This is a genomic window from Nocardia bovistercoris (genome assembly GCF_015674855.1).
Lineage (GTDB): Bacteria > Actinomycetota > Actinomycetes > Mycobacteriales > Mycobacteriaceae > Nocardia > Nocardia bovistercoris.
This window is the reverse complement of sequence record NZ_JADMLG010000014.1, coordinates 175,312-193,387: the sequence shown is the minus strand read 5'-3', so window position 1 is coordinate 193,387 and position 18,076 is coordinate 175,312. Positions and strand designations below refer to the sequence as shown.

At 67.7% G+C, this 18,076-nt stretch carries 14 protein-coding genes; 7 read left to right on the top strand and 7 right to left on the bottom strand.

From position 1 onward, the window contains the following. Nucleotides 1-107 precede the first annotated feature (107 nt). On the bottom strand, nt 108-2,339 hold the full coding sequence (locus IT779_RS29010) for a hypothetical protein (RefSeq protein WP_196152616.1): 2,232 nt from the start codon (nt 2,337-2,339) through the stop codon (nt 108-110). 263 nt (nt 2,340-2,602) lie between these two features. On the opposite strand from IT779_RS29010, the gene IT779_RS29005 reads away from it, so the two are divergent. Then, entirely contained in the window at nt 2,603-3,757 is a 1,155-nt protein-coding gene (locus IT779_RS29005; protein ID WP_196152615.1) for a glycosyltransferase family 2 protein, read from the top strand. Continuing rightward, complete coding sequence (rffA, locus tag IT779_RS29000; RefSeq protein ID WP_196152614.1) at nt 3,747-4,886, top strand: dTDP-4-amino-4,6-dideoxygalactose transaminase; 1,140 nt, start codon at nt 3,747-3,749, stop codon at nt 4,884-4,886. Before IT779_RS29005 ends, rffA begins: the two co-directional genes overlap by 11 nt. A gap of 1 nt (nt 4,887) precedes the next feature. Here the strand turns inward: rffA and IT779_RS28995 are convergent, their stop codons facing one another. The 3 genes from IT779_RS28995 to IT779_RS28985 all read right to left on the bottom strand — a co-directional run bounded on the left by IT779_RS28995 (nt 4,888) and on the right by IT779_RS28985 (nt 9,673). Further along, a complete protein-coding gene (locus tag IT779_RS28995) occupies nt 4,888-5,487 on the bottom strand; it encodes a class I SAM-dependent methyltransferase (RefSeq protein WP_196152613.1) in 600 nt (199 codons plus the stop codon). 312 nt (nt 5,488-5,799) lie between these two features. Further along, nucleotides 5,800-8,760, bottom strand: coding sequence for an AMP-binding protein (locus IT779_RS28990; RefSeq protein ID WP_196152612.1), 2,961 nt, complete (start codon nt 8,758-8,760; stop codon nt 5,800-5,802). Nucleotides 8,761-8,884: 124 nt separating this feature from the next. After that, entirely contained in the window at nt 8,885-9,673 is a 789-nt protein-coding gene (locus tag IT779_RS28985; protein WP_196152611.1) for a bestrophin-like domain, read from the bottom strand. A 304-nt stretch (nt 9,674-9,977) separates the two neighbouring features. On the opposite strand from IT779_RS28985, the gene IT779_RS28980 reads away from it, so the two are divergent. The 5 genes from IT779_RS28980 (at nt 9,978) to IT779_RS28960 (ending at nt 14,946) form a co-directional block, all read left to right on the top strand. Then, nucleotides 9,978-11,393: a family 2B encapsulin nanocompartment shell protein gene (locus tag IT779_RS28980; RefSeq protein WP_196152610.1), complete on the top strand. Its 1,416-nt coding sequence runs from the start codon at nt 9,978-9,980 to the stop codon at nt 11,391-11,393. A gap of 16 nt (nt 11,394-11,409) precedes the next feature. Further along, entirely contained in the window at nt 11,410-12,834 is a 1,425-nt protein-coding gene (locus IT779_RS28975) for a family 2 encapsulin nanocompartment cargo protein terpene cyclase (RefSeq protein WP_196152609.1), read from the top strand. Nucleotides 12,835-12,866: 32 nt separating this feature from the next. After that, entirely contained in the window at nt 12,867-13,739 is an 873-nt protein-coding gene (locus tag IT779_RS28970; protein ID WP_196152608.1) for a geranyl diphosphate 2-C-methyltransferase, read from the top strand. After that, nucleotides 13,736-14,305, top strand: coding sequence for an isopentenyl-diphosphate Delta-isomerase (gene idi, locus IT779_RS28965; protein WP_332839018.1), 570 nt, complete (start codon nt 13,736-13,738; stop codon nt 14,303-14,305). Before IT779_RS28970 ends, idi begins: the two co-directional genes overlap by 4 nt. Before the next feature lie 290 nt (nt 14,306-14,595). After that, on the top strand, nt 14,596-14,946 hold the full coding sequence (locus IT779_RS28960) for a hypothetical protein (RefSeq protein WP_196152607.1): 351 nt from the start codon (nt 14,596-14,598) through the stop codon (nt 14,944-14,946). A gap of 54 nt (nt 14,947-15,000) precedes the next feature. Here IT779_RS28960 and IT779_RS28955 read toward each other — a convergent pair whose 3' ends face one another. From IT779_RS28955 to IT779_RS28945, 3 genes are all read right to left on the bottom strand, one after another. After that, nucleotides 15,001-15,729 (bottom strand): aspartate/glutamate racemase family protein, encoded by a 729-nt coding sequence (locus IT779_RS28955; RefSeq protein ID WP_196152606.1) that lies wholly within the window; start codon nt 15,727-15,729, stop codon nt 15,001-15,003. After that, entirely contained in the window at nt 15,729-17,225 is a 1,497-nt protein-coding gene (locus IT779_RS28950) for an NCS1 family nucleobase:cation symporter-1 (protein ID WP_196152643.1), read from the bottom strand. Before IT779_RS28950 ends, IT779_RS28955 begins: the two co-directional genes overlap by 1 nt. A gap of 86 nt (nt 17,226-17,311) precedes the next feature. Beyond that, complete coding sequence (locus IT779_RS28945) at nt 17,312-18,067, bottom strand: GntR family transcriptional regulator (RefSeq protein WP_196152605.1); 756 nt, start codon at nt 18,065-18,067, stop codon at nt 17,312-17,314. Between the last annotated feature and the right edge of the window lie 9 nt (nt 18,068-18,076).

Below are 18,076 nucleotides of genomic sequence, written 5' to 3'. Positions count from 1 at the left end.
GGTGCCGGTGTCCACCTTCGACACCGCGCCCCTCGACACACCGGATGCCGGAACACTCGACAGCAACCCGCGCTCTCGACGCGGCAGCCCCCGACGCGATCGCCCGGTTACGAGACCGCTTCGGCCAGTTCGCGTTCCGGCTCGCGCGGGGTGGATTCGGGGTCGGGCGTGTCCTGGTCGCGGCGGCGTGAGCGAATGTGCAGCCATTGCAGGAGGCCGATACCGAGCAGGCCTGCCGCGAGGGTGGCGATGCCGATCTTCCAGCCGGGCGGGCGCCAGGTGAGTACCAATTCGGCGTTCTGGGTTCCGGCCGGGATGTTGACCGCGACAAAGGATTTGGCGATGGTGGTGAATTCGACGGGTTTGCCGTTCAGAGTGGCCCGGTAGCCGGGCCAGCCGAGGCGGGCGAAGACCACTCGGCCGCCGTCTACGGAGGTGACGCGCACGCGGCTGGTGGTGTCGGTCTCCGACAGGGATACGGCGTCGACGTTCTTGGTGTCGGAGACGCGGCCGTCGACCGTCGAGACCGGGCCGTTCTCGCGTTCGAGGACCGCGATGTAGCGGGTGTGGCCGGGGTAGTCCACCCACTTCCAGCCTTCGGGCGCGGGCTGGTTCACCGCGTCGGGGAACAGCGCGCGCTGCAGTACCACCCGGTCCAGTTTCATGAGGTCGACCAGTGGCTTGCCGGTGGTCGGTTCGGGGGCGAACATGCGGCGGTAGGCGTCGGGGCAGACGCTACTGTCCCAGCGCATGCAGGTCAGCTCGCCGAAGTAGAAGTGCCCGGTGGGGGTGTAGCCGTTGACATAGGTCTGTTCCAGCGCCCTGGCGTAGTTGCCGAATACCAGCGAACCGTAGGCGGCGTCGATGCTCTTGTCCTGCGGCTGCAACAGTCCGCGGTCACCGAGTTGGATGGTGGTGCCGGTGAAGTCGGGGAACTTCGCCATGGCCTCGGAACGCTTGGCGGGCAGATTCCACGACATGGGCGTCGGTTGTGCGGCCTCGACCTGGACGTAGGCGATCGGGAACATCGCGACGATGGTCAGCGCGCAGGCGGCGGCGACGCCGCGGTGGCGGGCCAGCCAGACCACCGCGTACACCAGGCCCGCGACCGCGACCGCGGCGAGCACATGCCAGTACCAGTCGCGCGGGTCGGCGGAGAAGGTACGCACCCACAGCAGGCCGATCAGCACGCCCGCGGCGATCCACCGGCTCTTCGGATCACGCAGGGTGCCGAACCGTCCGACGAGCACGCAGACCAGCACCAGCAGTCCGATGGCGAGCATGGGCAGCACGCGCACCGGCCAGCGCAGCGGTCCGACCGAGCCCGGCCCCGCGGTCCACATCAGCATCATGATCGAGAACAGGGCGACAGCGGTGAGTTCGCGCCACGCCGCCCGCGCCCGGCCCCAGTCGACGAAGGCCAGCGCCGGGATCAGGAACCAGGCGATGTAGGTGACCGGCATCGGTTGCACGTAACCCCACCACGAGGTGAAGGCGGGCAGCGAGCTGGGCAGGCTGGCGTTCAGCGATTCCGACCACGGCACGGTCAGGAACTGGTCGTTGATGATCTGGGCGGTGCCGCGCCAGGTCACCTTGGCCGAGAGCATGCTCGGCAGGAAGGTCAGCAGACCGGCCAGGCCCGCGCACGTGGATGCCAGGGTCAGGCGCAACACCGGCTGCCAACGGCGCTGGTACACCAGTTCGCCGACGGCCACCGCGAGCAGCATCAGCGCGGCTTCGACCGCGGGGAAGATGTACTGCGTGGAGATGGTCAGGTACAGGAACACGAAGACCGGGATCGGTCCGGACTGTCCTCGGGTGTAGCGCACGGCCGAGGCCCAGGCGTGCACGAGCCAGGCGGTGCCGGTCAGCGCGGTCATCCAACTGGCCTGGTCGAAGAACAGGAAGAAACCCGAGAGCGGGAAGGCGACACCGGCCACCGCCGCCCACTGCGGCCTGCTGCCGTAGACCAGACAGATGCGGTACACGCCGGTGGCGGCGATGATCGCGAAGATCAGTTTGACGACCGTCGCGTACACGGCCACGTTGTCGATCGATGGCGCGATCAGGTCGATGAGCAACTGCGGGGGGTTGAACAGTCCCGCGTCGTCCATGGTGTTGTTCCCCGACATCCACTGTTCGGGCACCATGACGGGGAAGTTTCCGTCGCGCAGCGAGCGGCCGAGTCCGACCCACAGGGCGGTGTACTGGGACTCGGTGTCGTCGGTGAAGAAATGGCGGGCGTTGGCCAGCAGGACGGCGGCGTAACCGGCGATAACACCGACCACGGTGACGATCGCCCACCGGATCGCTTCGCGACGCGAATCCGACGGCGTCACAGCGGAATCGGAGGCGGAGACGACATCCTTCGCGAGGCTGTGGCCCCCGTCGTTCGTCGTCTTCGGTACAGCACTATCCGTCACGAGATCCAAACCCTACATGGCACCGCAAGAGGTTGGCATCGGCGTCGCGGGCCATGATGATGGTGTGATGTCCGGCTACCGGGTGCGCTGGGCCCGCCGTGTTAGAGTTCACGGCGGTTCGGGCTCTGCTGTCCAGCGGAAATTCCGGCACGCACCGTCCTCGAAAGTCGATCAAGCTGATGCCGCCTCCCTCAACACCTCTGCCGTCCGCGCGCCCGTTCCGGTCCGCCGATGCCGCGCCGCGCGATCTGCCCGGCATCGACCGACCGCACGCCGTCTCGGTCGTCGTCCCGGTCTACCGGGGTGAGAGCACCATCGGGGCGCTCGTCGCCGAACTCCACGAGTTGACCGCGACCGGGCACACACCGTCCGGTGCGCCGTTCGCGGTGTCGGAGATCATCCTCGTCCACGACAACGGACCCGACCGCTCCGACGTGGTGCTCCAGGAACTGGAGAAGACCTACGCCGAGGTGCGCACGGTCTGGCTGAGCCGCAACTTCGGCCAGGACGCCGCGACCATCGCGGGCATGTCGGCGGCGCGCGGCGACTGGATCGTCACCATGGACGAGGACGGCCAGCACGATCCCGGTTTCATCGCCGCCTTTCTCGACGCGGCGCTCTCGGAGCGGGCCGACCTGGTCTATTCGAAACCGGTCAACACCCGCCCGCACGGCTTCCTGCGCAATCTCACCTCGCGCGGCGCCAAACTGGTGTTGGCCACCGTTTTCGCCTTCCCCGATTCCACCCGGTTCGAGAGCTACCGCCTGATCCGCGGCGATATCGGACGGCAGCTGGCCGAGGTCGCCTCCAATGGCGTCTATCTCGATGTCGCGCTCACCTGGGTGGTCGGCCGGGTGGCGCAGGTGCCGGTCGAGTTGCGCGCCGAGGGCAGACAGGAGTCCGGCTACAACTACCGCAGGCTGTTCTCGCTGTTCTGGAAGATGGTGCTGTGCAGCGGTACTCGCGGTCTGCGCCTGGTGAGCCTGCTCGGCGTCACACTCGCGCTCGGCGGCGTGGCGATGGCCGGTGTCGTCGTCTACGAGGCGTTGAGCGCCGACGACTGGGCGCCCGAAGGCTGGGCTTCGACCATCGTGGTGCTGCTGCTGTGTTCCGGGGCGATCCTGTTCTCGCTCGGTCTCATCGCCGAATATCTCGGGGTCGCGTTGCACGTGCTGGTCGGCAAGCCGCTGTATCTGACGGTGGCGACGCCGACCCCTCGCCCGGCGCGCGAATCGGGTGAGGCGGTAGCCTCCGTAACCACGGATCCGGTCGCGGAGTACCGGGAACTGTCAACGACCGCAGCCAGCAGGGGGACCGACCGGCTTGAGCACTGACCGCGTCATCTTCAGCCGCCCGTTCCGGGCGCGCCGGGAACTCGCCAATCTGGAGGCCGTGCTCGCCTCCGACCACAGTCACGGCGACGGACAGTTCACGGCGGCGGCCACCGCCAAGTTGCGCGCCATCACCGGCGCACCGCACGCGCTGCTGACCACCTCGTGCACGTCGGCGCTGGAAATGGCCGGGCTGCTGCTCGAACTCGGGCCCGACGACGAGGTCGTCGTACCGAGCTTCGCGTTCACCTCGACGGCCACGTCCATGGCGCTGCGCGGGGCGACTTGCGTTTTCGCCGATATCGACCCGGCCACCGGCAATCTGGACCCGGAATCGGTAGCCGCGGCGGTCACCGAACGGACCAAGGCCGTGGTCGTCATCCACTACGGCGGTGTCGCCGCCGATATGGACCGGCTGCTCGACCTGGCGAATACGCACGGTTTCGCGATCGTGGAGGACAACGCGCACGGTCTCGGCGGCAGTTGGCGCGGCCGTCGGCTCGGCACCATCGGCACCATGGGCACGCTGAGTTTCCACGACACCAAGAACGTGCACTGCGGCGAGGGCGGCGCGCTGCTGCTCACCGACGAGATCCTGATGGCGCGCGCGGAGATCATCCGCGAGAAGGGCACCGACCGCGCCCGCTTCCTGCGCGGCGCGGTGGACAAGTACTCCTGGCAGGACATCGGCTCCAGCTATCTGCCCAGCGAGTTGAACGCGGCGGTGCTCGACGCCCAACTCGACGAATTCGACGCCATCCAGGCCGAGCGGCACCGGGTGTGGAACAGCTACGCGGAAGCGCTGCCCGACTGGGCCGCGCGCAACGATGTCACGCTCATGCGGGTGCCCGAGGATCGGGAGCACACCGCGCACCTGTACTACCTGCGCACCCCCACCGAACAGCGCCGCGACGACCTGATCGCGCACCTGTCGGCGCGCGGCATCTCGGCGCCGTTCCACTACGTGCCGCTGGATTCGAGTCCGGCGGGCCTGAAGCTGGGCCGCACGCCGACGCCGTGCGCGCGCAGCGCCGAATTCTCCGGCACCGTGGTGCGGCTGCCGCTGTGGCCCGCCCTGCGCGACGACCAGGTCGACCGGGTGGTCGACGCGGTCACCGCGTTCACGGTCTAGGTCACGCCGACAGTACGTAGAGTTTCTCGCGGCCACCCGCGATCAGCGACCGCTGTTCGACGCGGTCGGCGTAGCGGTCGAGGAAGGCGTCGAGGCTGGTCTCGGTGAACCGGTGTTCCTCGGCGCCCTCGCCCGCGTCGGTGAAGCGCCGCGCCACCGCCGCGAGCACCTTGTTGTCGCTGGAGGCGAGATTGCGGACCGGTTCGGCGATGATCACCTGTTTGCGGGCCGCGGCCAGCATCCGGTTCAGGACCGGGGCCGGGTCGGGCAGGAAGTGGTAGAGGCTCGCCTGCATGAGCACATAGTCGGCGGTGGGCAGCGGTTCGTCGGAATGCATGTTCCAGACGGCGCCCGTGCCGCCGGAGGCGTTCAGGCGGGCGACGAATCCCGCGTTCAGATCGAGTCCGGTGTATTCGACGCCGCGCTCGCGCAGGTATCCGGTGTAGAGGGTGGCCGGGCCGCAGCAGAGGTCGACCACGCTCGCGCCGTCGGGAATCAGATCCGCGATCGCCCGGTACCTGGCGCCGTAGTGCCGCCCGTACAGTCCGCGCATCAGGAGTTCGTAGGTGGTTCGGTTGTGGTAGATGACGCTCGCCCTCACACCGACGGATGCTACGTGCCGAATCCGGCGACGGCACCTCGATGTGCTCGTACCGGCTCGTATCCGTTATCGAAACCTTTGTTCGGCAAGGTGATTCGTTACCGGCCGTAGACCGCTGCGAGAGCGGACGAGCTCGGGGGCTCATGCCTCGTACCGAAGGCTCGCGACTCGGCAGCTCGCCACAGGTCGGCTCGGGCCTCGCGAACTGAACGATTCGCGCGCGGGGGACCCGTCTGCGGGGCTGCTCGCGCTCGCGAGTTCGCGTGTGCGGCCGCAATCGCTCGAGCAGCGCGCCACCGCTCGAGCAGCGCGCTACGGCTCGAGCAGCGCGCTCGCGTGCGCCTCGGTCATGACCTCGTAGGTTTCGGAGGTCCGGTCGTAGCACCAGGTGTGCGGTCCGGGTCGCGGCCCGCCGAGCGCCTGCACGGCCCGTGTCGACGGCCGGTAGGTGGCGCTGCGCGCGATGTCATCGACCACGTACACGACATCGGGCCGCTGATCCGGCTCGATGGCCCGCACGGCCTCGGTCACGTCCTTGGCCTCCAACCGGAATCCGTCGCGCACGCTGACCGCCGCCACCGCAAGTTCGTGCGCGCCGATGGGGAGCCCGTAGGCCACCTCGAGGTCGACGGCGGTGATGTCGTTTAGGGTGTCGACTATCGGCTGGGTGAACACCGGACCGCGCACCGTGTCGATGACGGTGTCGGTGCGGTCGACCAACCAGTAGTCGCCGTCGCTGTCGCGGCGGAACAGGTTCTCGGTCGGCATCCAGGAGTCGCCCGCGGTGAAAACGCCGCGCAGACCGCCGGAGGAGATATCGACACCGTCGGCGGCCTTGCCGAGCAGCAGTCCGACCTCGTTGTCGGCGCAGCGGCGGGCGAATCCGGATTCGTCGGTGCGTATCCGTTCGGCGATCGGGTCGTAGGCGACGAGTTCGACCTTCGCGGTGCCGGGCATCGGCCTGCCCTTGCAGCCGACCTTGGCGCCGGTCACGTTGGCCAGCACCACGTCTCCTTCGATGGAGGCGTAGAACTCCAGCACGCGCGCGGGTTCGAACTGTTCGGTGGTGCGCCGCCACAGTCCGGCGGGCATGCCGGAGCCGATGAACAGCCGGATCGGGTGGGCGTGGCCCGCCGGGAAGACCCGCGCGTCGAGGATGTCGCGCAGCATGGTCCAGGTGTAGGTGACCACGGTCACGCCGTAGCGGTGCACTTCGGCGGCGAAGCGTTCCGGGTCGAGGGAATGGGCCAGCGCGATCCGGCTGCCGCCCGCGATGGCGCCGCCGAGGCTCACCAGCAGTCCCGACGAGTGGTGCAGCGGTGCGAGGCAGTACACGGTGTCGCCGCGACCGAGGTCGGCGGAGGTGGCGGTGCCGAAGGCCGACAGCGCCCAGCGGTGGTTGGTGATGTATTTGGTCTCCAGCCGCTCCCCGGTCCCGGTGACGAGCACGAAGGCCAGTTCGCGGGCCAGACCGGGATCGGGGCGGTACCAGGCGGGCAGCCGCACCTGTGCGGGATCTATGCGCTCGAGGTCGACCACGCCTTCCCCGGTGGGGATGTCGAGGGTGCGGGTGCTGCCGCCGCCGAGGACCAGCACTTGCAGACCCGTGGCGACGCACTGGCGCAGGTTCTCCGGATCGGTGACGACGATATGCGCGCCGGTCCGCTCGATCGCGCGGTCCAGTTCGCTGCCCGGCGCGAGCAGCACGGCCACCGCGCCGATGCGCGAGAGCGCCGCCACCGTGGCCAGCGCGCTCGGCCTGGTCTCCATGACCACGGCGACGCGCGCGGCGGGCCGGATGCCGACCGAGATCAGCCCGCGCACCACATTGTCGATGCGGGCGTCGACCGCGGCGTTGGTGTGCACCCGGTCGTCGAACAGGAAGCACTCCCGCAGCGGCGCGCGCCTGGCCTGTTCGGCGATCAGGCGGCCCAGCGAAATCCTGGTGTTGGGCTGGATCATGCCGAGCCGGGTCAGCCTCGGCAGTGCGCGCGCCGCCTCGCCGACCAGTTCGACCGAGCCGCGCACGGTGCTGTTGGCCAGCGACTCGAACGACTTGCCGAAGCCCGCGCCCGCCTCGGCGAGGGCGCCGACGGTGTGCACCACCCTGGTCGCCGCCGAGCGCGGGCCCGGGGTCGGCACGTGTTCGGTCATAGGGACGATCTGTTCGGGCAGCGGCCCGCCGCGCTCGCGCCAGTCGATCCACTCCCGTACCAGCGGCCAGGTCACATTGCTCGCGTTGCTGCCCGCGACGAGTCCGAAATGTCCGGCGACCAGACTCGCCTCGTACACCTCGGCGTTCGGCGCGGCACGCACGATGCCGCGCACCGCGGCGGGCTGGCCGATGTCGTCGACCTCGCCGATGAACGCGAGGATCGGGCAGCGCAGTTCCGCCAGCGAGATCGGCTGGCCGCGGATGACGAATCCGCCGAGCATCAGCCGGTTGTGGACGACGAACTGTTTGAGCAGGTCGGCAGCGGCGGGACCGGCGTAGCCGACCCAGCCGTCGCTGTTGAGGAAGCGGCGCTGCCGTTCCTTGGGCAACAGCGCCTCGCGGTCGTGCAGTTGGCGCAGGAAGTCGATCCTGGATTTGGCGGTCTTGACGGGGTCGAGCAGTTGGAAGCCGAGGCGAACCATCGCGTCGGTGATGGGCAGCCTCGGCAGCACGTGGTCGGCCAGGAAGTCCGCGACATCGGAGACCAAGCCGTAGGGCAGGCCGAACGGCAGGCCCGCGACGATGTCGACGGGGCTGCCGAAGGTCACGATGCTCGCGACGCCCTTGCCGAAGCGGTATGCCGCGCTCTGGTAGGCGAACATGCCGCCCTGGGAGTAGCCCATGAGGTGCACGCCCGCGCCGGTAGCGGCGCCGACCGCGTCGATGGCGCTGTCGACGGCGAGGACGTGGTCGGCGAGGTCGCGCTGCCAGCCGCCCTCCTCGGTCGCGGGCGACCCGAAGTCGACGACCCAGCAGTCGACGCCGCCGCGGTGCAGGATTCCGACGGCGCCGTGCTCGGCGTTGACGTCCCAGATGTCGGCGTTGACCATGAGCGGGGGCACCAGCAGCGCGACCGGGCGCGGCGTGCCGTCGGCGGGCGCGGGCTCGTCGGGGAAGTAGTGGCGCAGCCGGTACATGCGCCTGCGTTCGACGACCTCGTACGGCGAGGACTCCACGTCATGGGTCAGTCCGCCGAAGCGGATGACCTCGAGCCCGTTCTGCGCGGTGGACATCAACCGCCGCACCGAGCTCGTCATATCCTTCGTAGTCAACTTCACGATCGCTCCCGGCCCTACCCTGAACGTGACCCGCAACACACACGCGACGCAGCAGATCGAGCTTCCCACATCGCCGGTCCATTATGTGGCCGCTGTGATCACGGCGCGGCCACGGGACCCGGCGTCACGGCGCGCTCATCACGTTCACGTACATGCTCTCGAAGGGTTCGGGGCTCACGTTCAGGTCGCTGCGGAACGGATGGTCCAGGATCGCGATCAGGAAGATCATCGCGCCGAGGAAGAAGGCGAACAGCCCGCCGAGCAGCAGATGCGCGGCCCGGTTCAGGCTGAACAGGCACAGCAGCACCATGTTGATCAGGCCGCCGAGCAGGATGATCATCCACAGCACGTCCGGGATGCCGCCCGCGGCGGCGTTGATCCGGTGTCTTCGCTCCTGATCGAAGCGGGCGAACTGGTCGATGGTCGCGGCGTGCACGATCTGCTCGGACGCGGTGTCCGGCTGGAAGGCCAGCAGGTGTCCCTGGAAACGGGTCACCAGCGCGGTGCCGCCCACCGGCTCCGCGCCGCGCCGCAGCGCCGGGAACGCCTCGTCGAGCATGTTGTCGGTGTAATCGCGCAGATCCTGTTGCAGGAGCGTGCGTTCCGGCTCCGGGTAGGCGCTGACCTCCCGGTACAGGGTGCCGATGGCCGCCGCCTCGTCGGCGACGAGTCCCTGTGCCACATCGGCGTTTTCGTACGCCGCCGCGGCGATGAGGCCGAGTAGCAGACCGTAGAAGACGCCGCCGACCGTCAAAACCATCGTGACGGTGTCGTTCTTTCCCGGTTCCGGGCCGAAGATCTCGACGACAAGGGGGTGGGCGAACCAGATGCCCGCGCAGGTGATCAGTACGGCGATGCCGGCGATGATGATGAAGTCCAGCCAGACAGGCAACCCGTATATCCAGGTGAACATGCACCAAAGATAGCTACGCGAGTGCTGCTCGTCCCTGAATCCTCATTACATACCGAGTGGTCAAGCGTGTCCGCGCATTCACCGCGTGTCGCCACACCGACCGGACGGCATTCGATGATCTTGCGAATTCGGCTGCGCCGCTACGGCTCCGCGACCTAGCATCAGAACGTCCGGAAATACCGTGGCGTGTAATTCAATTCGCTCCGGTGGCGGACCGATGTCCCGTTGTGTCCGTGTAATTCCGAACACCCATCGATTCTCTCTCCAGTGCACGTTCGTGACCACCTCGAGGTGAGGACTTCGCATGACCATTGAAATGCCCGTTCCGACCGATGATTCGGTGGACGCTCCCCGCTTGTCGCTGTCGACGGGGGCGGCGCACCAACTGGCGACCACCACCAAATCCGAACCGCAGATGCAGGGCATCACCTCGCGCTGGCTCAGCCGCAGCCTGCCGTGGGTGCAGGTCAACGGCGGTGTCTACCGCGTGAACCGGCGTCTGACGCACACGGTCGGCAACGGCGAGATCGAGTACGTGATCGACGGCCCGACGGCGCGCGTTATTCCGTTGGAGCTCACCGAGATTCCCACGCTGTACGGCCTCGAGGACATCGAGGTCCTGTCCGGGCTCGCCGACCGCTTCGTCCAGCACGACCTCGACACCGGTTCGGTGATCGCGGAATTCGGCAACCCCATGAACCAGCTGGTGCTGGTCGTGCACGGCAAGATCGCGCTGATCGGCGCGGGCGAATTCGGCGAGCAGACCAAGGTCGGCCTGCTCGGCGCGGGCGATCACTACGGCGACGCGGTGCTCACCGACGCCGACGCGATCTGGGACCACACGCTGAAAACCCTGACCCCGACCACGATTCTGGTGCTCACCAAGGATGTACTCGACAACGTCCGCGCCGCGAGCCCGGTGTTGCGCGAGCACCTGGCGGCGGCGGGCTCGACACCCGCGCGGGCGCAGAACTCCCGCGGCGAGGCCGATATCGAGATCGCCTCCGGCCACGAGGGCGAACCGGAACTCGTACCGACCTTCGTCGACTACGACACCCGCCCGCGGGAGTACGAATTGTCCTTGGCGCAATCGGTATTGCGCATCCACACCAGGGTCGCCGACCTGTTCAACGACCCGATGAACCAGACCCAGCAGCAGTTGCGCCTGACCATCGAGGCGCTCTACGAACGCCGCGAACACGACCTGGTCAACAATCCCGACTTCGGCCTGCTGCACAACTGCGACCTCAAACAGCGCATCCACACCCATGCGGGCGCACCGACCCCGGACGACCTGGACGAACTGATCTCCATGCGGCGCGGCACCAATCTCATTCTCGCGCACCCGAAAGCGATCGCAGCCTTCTCCCGCCAGGCTACCGCCGCGGGCATCTACCCCACGCCCGTCGAGATCGACGGACACCACCTGCCCGCGTGGCGCGGCATCCCGGTGCTGCCGTGTTCGAAGATCCCGGTCAGCGCCGCGGGCACCACGAGCATCCTCGCCATGCGCACCGGCGAGAAGAACCAGGGCGTGATCGGCCTGCACCAGACCGGGATTCCGGACGAGTACGAGCCGAGCCTCAACATCCGTTTCAAGGGCATCGACAACCACTCGATCATCAGCTACCTGGTGAGCTGCTACTTCTCGGCCGCGGTGCTGGTCCCCGACGCGCTCGGCATTCTCGACAACGTCCAGATCGCCCGTACCACCGACTGATCGGGGGCCGTTCGCCATGTCGGTACTCTCACGTGCCGCGGCGCCACCGGCCACGGACGAGGTGGCGGCGACCGTCGCCGCGCTGCTCGGCACCGTCGGCGCCGCCGCGCCCGCCGAGCTGTTCGGTGCGCCCGCGACAACACCCGAAGCCCCACAGCGGGATTCGCCGTCGATTCCCCGTCCCGACTCGTCGACGAGCGGGCAGCCGCGGCCGGGTGTCACCCCGGCGCGGCTGCTCGGCCCGACCGGCGTCGGATCGGCCGCGCTACGACTACCACCACCACCGGCGCCCGAAGCGCCGCCCGATGCCACACCGAAGACGCTGCGCGCGAGCGAAATTCCCGCCGAACCCACGCGGACGGCGGGTGATCACCCTGAAATACCCTGCGGTCCCACCGGTTTGGGAACCACATCGGCACGCATCCCGCGGCCGGACGCGGCGGAGACCGACGCGGGACCGATCCCCCCGCTCTACTGTCCCCCGCCGGTGCGCGACGACCCGAGACTGGCCGAACTCGTCAACGACGGCCTGATCGCCTGGGCCGACGAGATCGGACTGTACGAGGGCAGACTCGACGAACTCCGCGACGCCGACTTCGGTCGGCTCATCATGCTGGCCCACCCGGACTGCGACGACGCCGACCGGCTGCTGGCCGCCGCGAAATGCGCGGTCTCGGAATGGTCGGTGGACGACTACTACTGCGAGGAAGGGGCCGACGAACGCGCGCCGGACGGCAGCCCGTCCACGGCCACCGCCGAACTCGGTCCCCGGCTCGAATTGGCGGCCGCCGCGATGGATCCCGCGCATCTTCCGGTGCGCTATGTCGCACAATTGGAAGAGGCGATGCGGGCCGACCCGATTCTGCGCGCCTTCCGAACCTCTTTCGAACACCTTGCGCGCTACGCCACCCCGGCGCAATTGGCCCGATTGCGCACCGAAATAGCGGGCTGGTTCATCGCACTCGGCGCGGAAGCGGGCTGGCGGGTGGCGGATCGAATGCCGCCGGTCTGGGAATACCTCACCAATCGGCAACCGCACAGCTTCCTACCGTGCATGGCGCCCATAGATGTGCTCGGCGGCTACGAATTATCCGCCGCCGAATACACCGAACCGGGGGTTCGCCGTGTAGTCACCACGGCGGCGTTGGCTAGTCAAATGGTCAATGATCTGTATTCGATGGCACGCGAAGACCGCGCCGAACACCGGGAATTCAACCTTCCCACGGTGTTGGCCGCGGAAGAGAACTGTGCACGGCGGGAGGCGGTGCGGCGCACCGCCGCCGTGCACGACGAACTTGTGCACCGGTTCGAGACCGAGGCGGCCCCGCTGGCCGCTTCGGGCTCGCCCGAACTGCGCAGGTTCTTGGCAGGACTGTGGGCATGGATGGGCGGCAACCGCGCATGGCATGCCGACAGCAAGCGTTACCAGGATGCGAAATAGCCAGTACCGCAACGCGAGAGGGATGATCGGCGATGACCATGCTCAACCCCGAAACCAGCACTGTACTGCGTACCAGCTACCAGAAGTCCGTTGCCGAGTACTGGAACAACAACCCCAACGACGACCGCGTGAACACCGAACTCGGCGAGGTCGACGGACTCTTCCACCACCACTACGGCATCGGCGAACCCGACCTGTCGGTGCTCGAGGGCCCGGAGAACACCAGGCAGCGCCGTATCGTGGAGGAGCTGCACCGGCTCGAGACCGCACAGGCCGATCTACTGCTCGACCACCTCGGCGACATCGGCCCCGGCGACCGGCTCATGGACGGCGGGTCGGGGCGCGGCGGCACCAGCATCATGGCCAACCAGCGGTTCGGCTGCCGGGTCGACGGGGTCACCATCTCCGAATACCAGGTGGGTTTCGCCAACGAGCAGGCCGAGGCGCGCGGGGTCGAGGACCGGGTGCGGTTCCATTTCCGGAACATGCTCGACACCGGGTTCGAATCCGGTTCCATGCGCGGCATCTGGACCAACGAGACGACCATGTACGTCGACCTGTTCGAGTTGTTCGCCGAGTTCTCCCGACTCCTCGAACCGGGCGGCCGCTACGTCTGCATCACCGGCTGCTCCAACGATCTGACCGGCGGGCGCTCGTCCTCGGTCAGTTGGATCGACGCGCACTACGGCTGCATGATCCATCCGCGCAGCGAGTACTTCCGTGCGCTGGCCGATAACGGGCTCATCCCGATCAGCGTGACCGACCTCACGGCGGACACCATCCCGTACTGGGATCTGCGCACGAAGTCCGAGCTCGCGACGGGTGTGGAGAAGCCGTTCCTCACCGCCTACCGCGAGGGCAGCTTCCAATACCTGATGATCGCCGCCGATAAGGTGGGGCGGTGATCGAGACCCTGGCCGACCCACGCACCGATCGCGAGGCGCTGCCCGTCGAGCTCGTCGACGACGCGGGCCGCGCGATCGGGGCGTGCCCGGTATCGCAGGCGCATCAGCCGCCCGGACTGCTGCATCGCGCCTTCTCGGTGCTGCTGTTCGACGCCACGGGCCGGGTGCTGCTGCAGCGGCGCGCGGCCGTGAAGACCCGCTTCCCGCTGCTGTGGGCCAACACCTGCTGCGGCCACCCGGCCCCCGGCGAGTCGGTGACGGACGCGGCGGCGGTGCGGCTCACCGAGGAACTCGGTCTGGCCGCCGATCTGGTCGAGGCCGGGGTCTTCCGCTATCACGCCGAAGACCACGGTTCCGGGCGGGTCGAGCACGAATGGGATCACGTGGTCATCGGTCGGTTGGACGCGGGTGAGCCGCGGCCCGATCCGGCCGAGGTGGCCGATTACGCCTGGGTGCGGCCCGACGCGTTGCGGATGCGGCTGTGCGACGATCCCGGCAGCTATTCGCCGTGGTTGGGCGGTGTGCTGGAGATCGCAGACGAGGCATCCCACCTGGTCGAGAAGTAGATCGCGGGGCCGCGACGTGGCTGTGCCGTCACGTCGCGAGCTCCCTCCGTCCGAAGCTCACCGGAAGCATTCCTCCATCGTCCGAGCTACTCGTCAGATGCGTATATCTACATAGTGCCATGTAGAGATAGCACCCACGTTCCTCTCAGGTTCCCGACGGCCCCGAACGCAGGTCGCGGAGAGTTCGCTCCCGAAACCTTGGCTGAATCACAGGTTTGCCACAGGCTGGAAACAGATGCGACGGCGATCCTTGGAACGGTACGTACATTCGGCGTAAGTGGAGGTGCACCATGGTCGAGTTCGAAGTCGATGACAGCACGGTGACGGTGAGCGTGCTCGGCGTCGACCGGATCCTGTCGCTGCGCGAACAGGTCACCGTCGATGTCGCCGACATCACCGCCGTCGCACTCGCCGAGGTCGACCTTCGCCCGCCCTGGGTCCGCGCGCCCGGCACCTTCTTCCCCGGCGTGATCGCGGCGGGCACCTATCGTGGCAGGCATCGGAAAGAGTTCTGGGACACTCGATTCGGCGGTCGCGCCATCCGCATCGACCTCGCCGGTTCGGAATTCACCCGCCTCGTGGTCGACGTGGCCGATCCCGATGCCGCGTTGCGCGAACTGACCTGGGCCGTCGCGGCCTGAGTCCGCGCGTCGAGCCCCGGCCGTGCATTCGGCCGGGGCTCGTGCGTGTCGGAACTACCGTGCGAACGGCGCGAGCATGCCCGCGTACGGCTTCGCCGGCGGCGCGGCGAATTCGCCCCGACCGGACTTGCGCAGTCCCATGGCGATCAGCGACCGCACCGTGAGGGTGGCGGCCGCGACGCCGTCGATCACCGGAATCCCCAGTTCGCCCCGGATGTGCTCGCACAGGTCGGCCATGCCCGCGCAGCCGAGCACGATCGCGTCGGAACCGTCGCGCTCCACCGCCTCCCGGCAGGCTTCGGTCACGATCTTGCGGGCGTCGGGGTCGGTCTCCAGCGCCAGCACCGGCAATTCGCAGGCGTGGATTCCTCGGCAGTGCCGACGCAGACCGTAGTGTTCGGCCAGATCCTCGGCACGACCGACGGTGCGGGCCAGCGTGGTGACGACACTGAATCCGCGACCCAGATACGCCGCGGTCCGCATGGCGGCCTCGGCGATGCCGACCACCGGTCCACGGGCGATCTCGCGGGCGGCGTCGAGTCCGGGATCGCCGAAGCAGGCGATCACGTAGCCGTCCACCCCCTCCTGCTCGCCGCGCGCGACGGCCGCGAGCACGCCGGGCACGCTCATCGCCTCGTCGTAGTGGCTCTCGATGGACGCGGGCCCCATCTCGCCGGTCACGGCGTCGAGCAGAACGCCGGGGCCGATGACGACCGCGGCGCTCCGCTCGATCGTGTCGGTCATCGCCCGCGTGGTGTTCGGGTTGACGACCCGGATGCGCATCAGGCGGTGACCTCCTCGGGCGCCCGCGTGCGCGCCGCGAGCAGGTAGTAGACGACGAAGCCGAGTCCGCAGCCGATGAACCAGCTGTACTGCGCGGCGGTGTACATGCCGGGCACGCCCTTGGCCAGCACCGGGATCACCGCGACGATCGCGCCGACGGCCGTGGCGATGACCGCATTCGTGTTGTAACCCTTACTGTACCAATAACTTCCGGTCTCGGACATGGTGAACAGGTCGTCCACGACCACCCGCTGCCGCTTGATCAGGTAGTAGTCGGCGATCAGCACCCCGAACAGCGGGCCGATGAACGCGCCGAGCGTCTCCAGGGTGTAGTGGATCACATCGGGATTGTTGTAGAGGTTCCACGGCGTGATCAGCACCGAGCCGACCGCCGCGATCATGCCGCCCGCCCGCCAGCTGATCCGCTGCGGATCCACGTGCGAGAAATCGAAGGCCGGTGAGATGAAATTCGCGACGATATTGATGCCGATGGTCGCGATGGTGAAGGTCAACGCGCCGAGCACGATCGCGAAAGTGCTGTCGATGCGCGCCACCGTCGCCACCGGATCGGTGATCAGTTCACCGTAGACCGGCAGCGTCAGCGATGCCGTGATCACCACGAGCAGCGAGAACACCAGGAAATTGAGCGGGAGGCCGAGCAGATTGCCGCGTTTCACCGCCGCGAAAGACTTTCCGTACCGGGAGAAATCGCCGAAGTTCAGCATCGGGCCGGAGAAGTAGGACACCACGAGGGCGATGGCGCCCAACATGATCGGCACCGCGTCGAATCCGGTGTATTTCACCTCGCCGAGGCTGAGATCGATGGCGCCCCAACCCGCCTTGGCGATCAGATATCCGCACAGCAGGAACATCACGACATAGACGGCGGGCCCGCAGAAATCTATGAACTTGCGAATGGCTTCCATACCGCGCCAGAACACGCACGCCTGCACCACCCACAGCAGCAGATAACTGCCCCAGCCGAGCAGCGAAAGCCCGAGGAATCCGTAGTCCTCGACCACCGCGTACGGTGCGAGTCCGGGGAACAACTTGATCAGCACCACGTCGAGCGCCGCGGAGGCGAGAAAGGTCTGGATGCCGTACCAGGCCACCGCGATCAGGCCGCGGATGATGGCCGGGATATTCGCGCCGAGCACGCCGAACGCGCTGCGGCAGATCACCGGATAGGGCACACCGGTCGCCTGACTCGGCTTCGCCACCAGATTGCAGAAGAAATACACGATCGTGATGCCGACCAGCAGCGCGACCAACACCTGCCAGCTGGCGAGGCCGAGCGCGAACAGACTTCCCGCGGTGACATATCCGCCGACGCTGTGCACATCCGACATCCAGAACGCGAAGATGTTGTAGGAGTTCCATTTCTGTTCGCGCAGCGGAGCCAGGTCCTCGTTGGTGAGCCGCGGGTGATAGTCGGGTGCGGGCCGCGGCGCGGTCCCCGGATCCGCCGATGCGGGCGGAGCGAGCAATTCGGTCATGGTGATTCCCATCCGAAGGGTGAAACTGTGATGGATGAAACGGTAGGAATCGGCCATTGCCCGACCGTTGCGCCGTTATTGCCCGGCTATTGCGCGACAGATATATCCGCGGCGGGCACAGCGTCGGTGGGCACGGCATCGGCGGGCGCGAGGAGTCCGGTGTCGGTGGGCAGGGTGGCGATCACCGACTCGAGTCTGCGGTGGTGACTTTCGGCCACCAGCAGCAGGCGTTCCACGTCGCGGGCGAGGAAGGCGTCGAGCATGAGCGCGTGATCGGTGTGCAGTTTCACCCGATCGGCGCCGCCGATGTGCACCATGGACTGCACGGGCTCGGTCACATTCCACGCCGATTCCAGCATGTGCAGCAGCCGGAACATGCGCGAGGGCCTGGTCAGCGCCACGTGGAAGCGGCGAGACTGGCGATGGTAGGCCACCGGATCGTCGTCGCGGATCGCCTGTTCCAGCAGCGCGTTGATCTCGAGCAGTTCCGCGCGCTCGGCGTCGGAGGCGTTGGTCGCCGCCGCGGCCAGCGACGCCGTCTCCAAAGTCTCACGCACGATGTACATTTCGCGTAGTTCATTGGCGGTGAGCTGGGCGACGGTATAGCCGCCGTGCGGCTCGTGGGTCACCAGTCCTTCGCCCATCAGCGTCTTCAACGCCTCGCGCACCGGAATGTGGCTGACCCCGAACAGCACCGCGACCTCGCGCAGCGGAATCACCGTCGAGGGCGGCACCGCACCGTCGAGTATCACCCGGCGCAGCTCGCCGAGTATCACCTGTGGTCTGCCCGGTTCGTCGACAACCAACCTCGCGAGCAGGGCCGAACGTCTCCGTGGAGGCATGATCACACG

Excerpts from the sequence above, each read along its gene's own strand:
- IT779_RS29005 (WP_196152615.1), top strand. The coding sequence starts at position 2,603 with ATGCCGCCTCCCTCAACACCTCTGCCGTCCGCGCGCCCGTTCCGGTCC.
- IT779_RS28985 (WP_196152611.1), bottom strand. The coding sequence starts at position 9,673 with ATGTTCACCTGGATATACGGGTTGCCTGTCTGGCTGGACTTCATCATC.
- IT779_RS28980 (WP_196152610.1), top strand. The coding sequence starts at position 9,978 with ATGACCATTGAAATGCCCGTTCCGACCGATGATTCGGTGGACGCTCCC.
- IT779_RS28975 (WP_196152609.1), top strand. The coding sequence starts at position 11,410 with ATGTCGGTACTCTCACGTGCCGCGGCGCCACCGGCCACGGACGAGGTG.
- IT779_RS28970 (WP_196152608.1), top strand. The coding sequence starts at position 12,867 with ATGACCATGCTCAACCCCGAAACCAGCACTGTACTGCGTACCAGCTAC.
- IT779_RS28960 (WP_196152607.1), top strand. The coding sequence starts at position 14,596 with ATGGTCGAGTTCGAAGTCGATGACAGCACGGTGACGGTGAGCGTGCTC.
- IT779_RS28955 (WP_196152606.1), bottom strand. The coding sequence starts at position 15,729 with ATGCGCATCCGGGTCGTCAACCCGAACACCACGCGGGCGATGACCGAC.
- IT779_RS28950 (WP_196152643.1), bottom strand. The coding sequence starts at position 17,225 with ATGACCGAATTGCTCGCTCCGCCCGCATCGGCGGATCCGGGGACCGCG.
- IT779_RS28945 (WP_196152605.1), bottom strand. The coding sequence starts at position 18,067 with ATGCCTCCACGGAGACGTTCGGCCCTGCTCGCGAGGTTGGTTGTCGAC.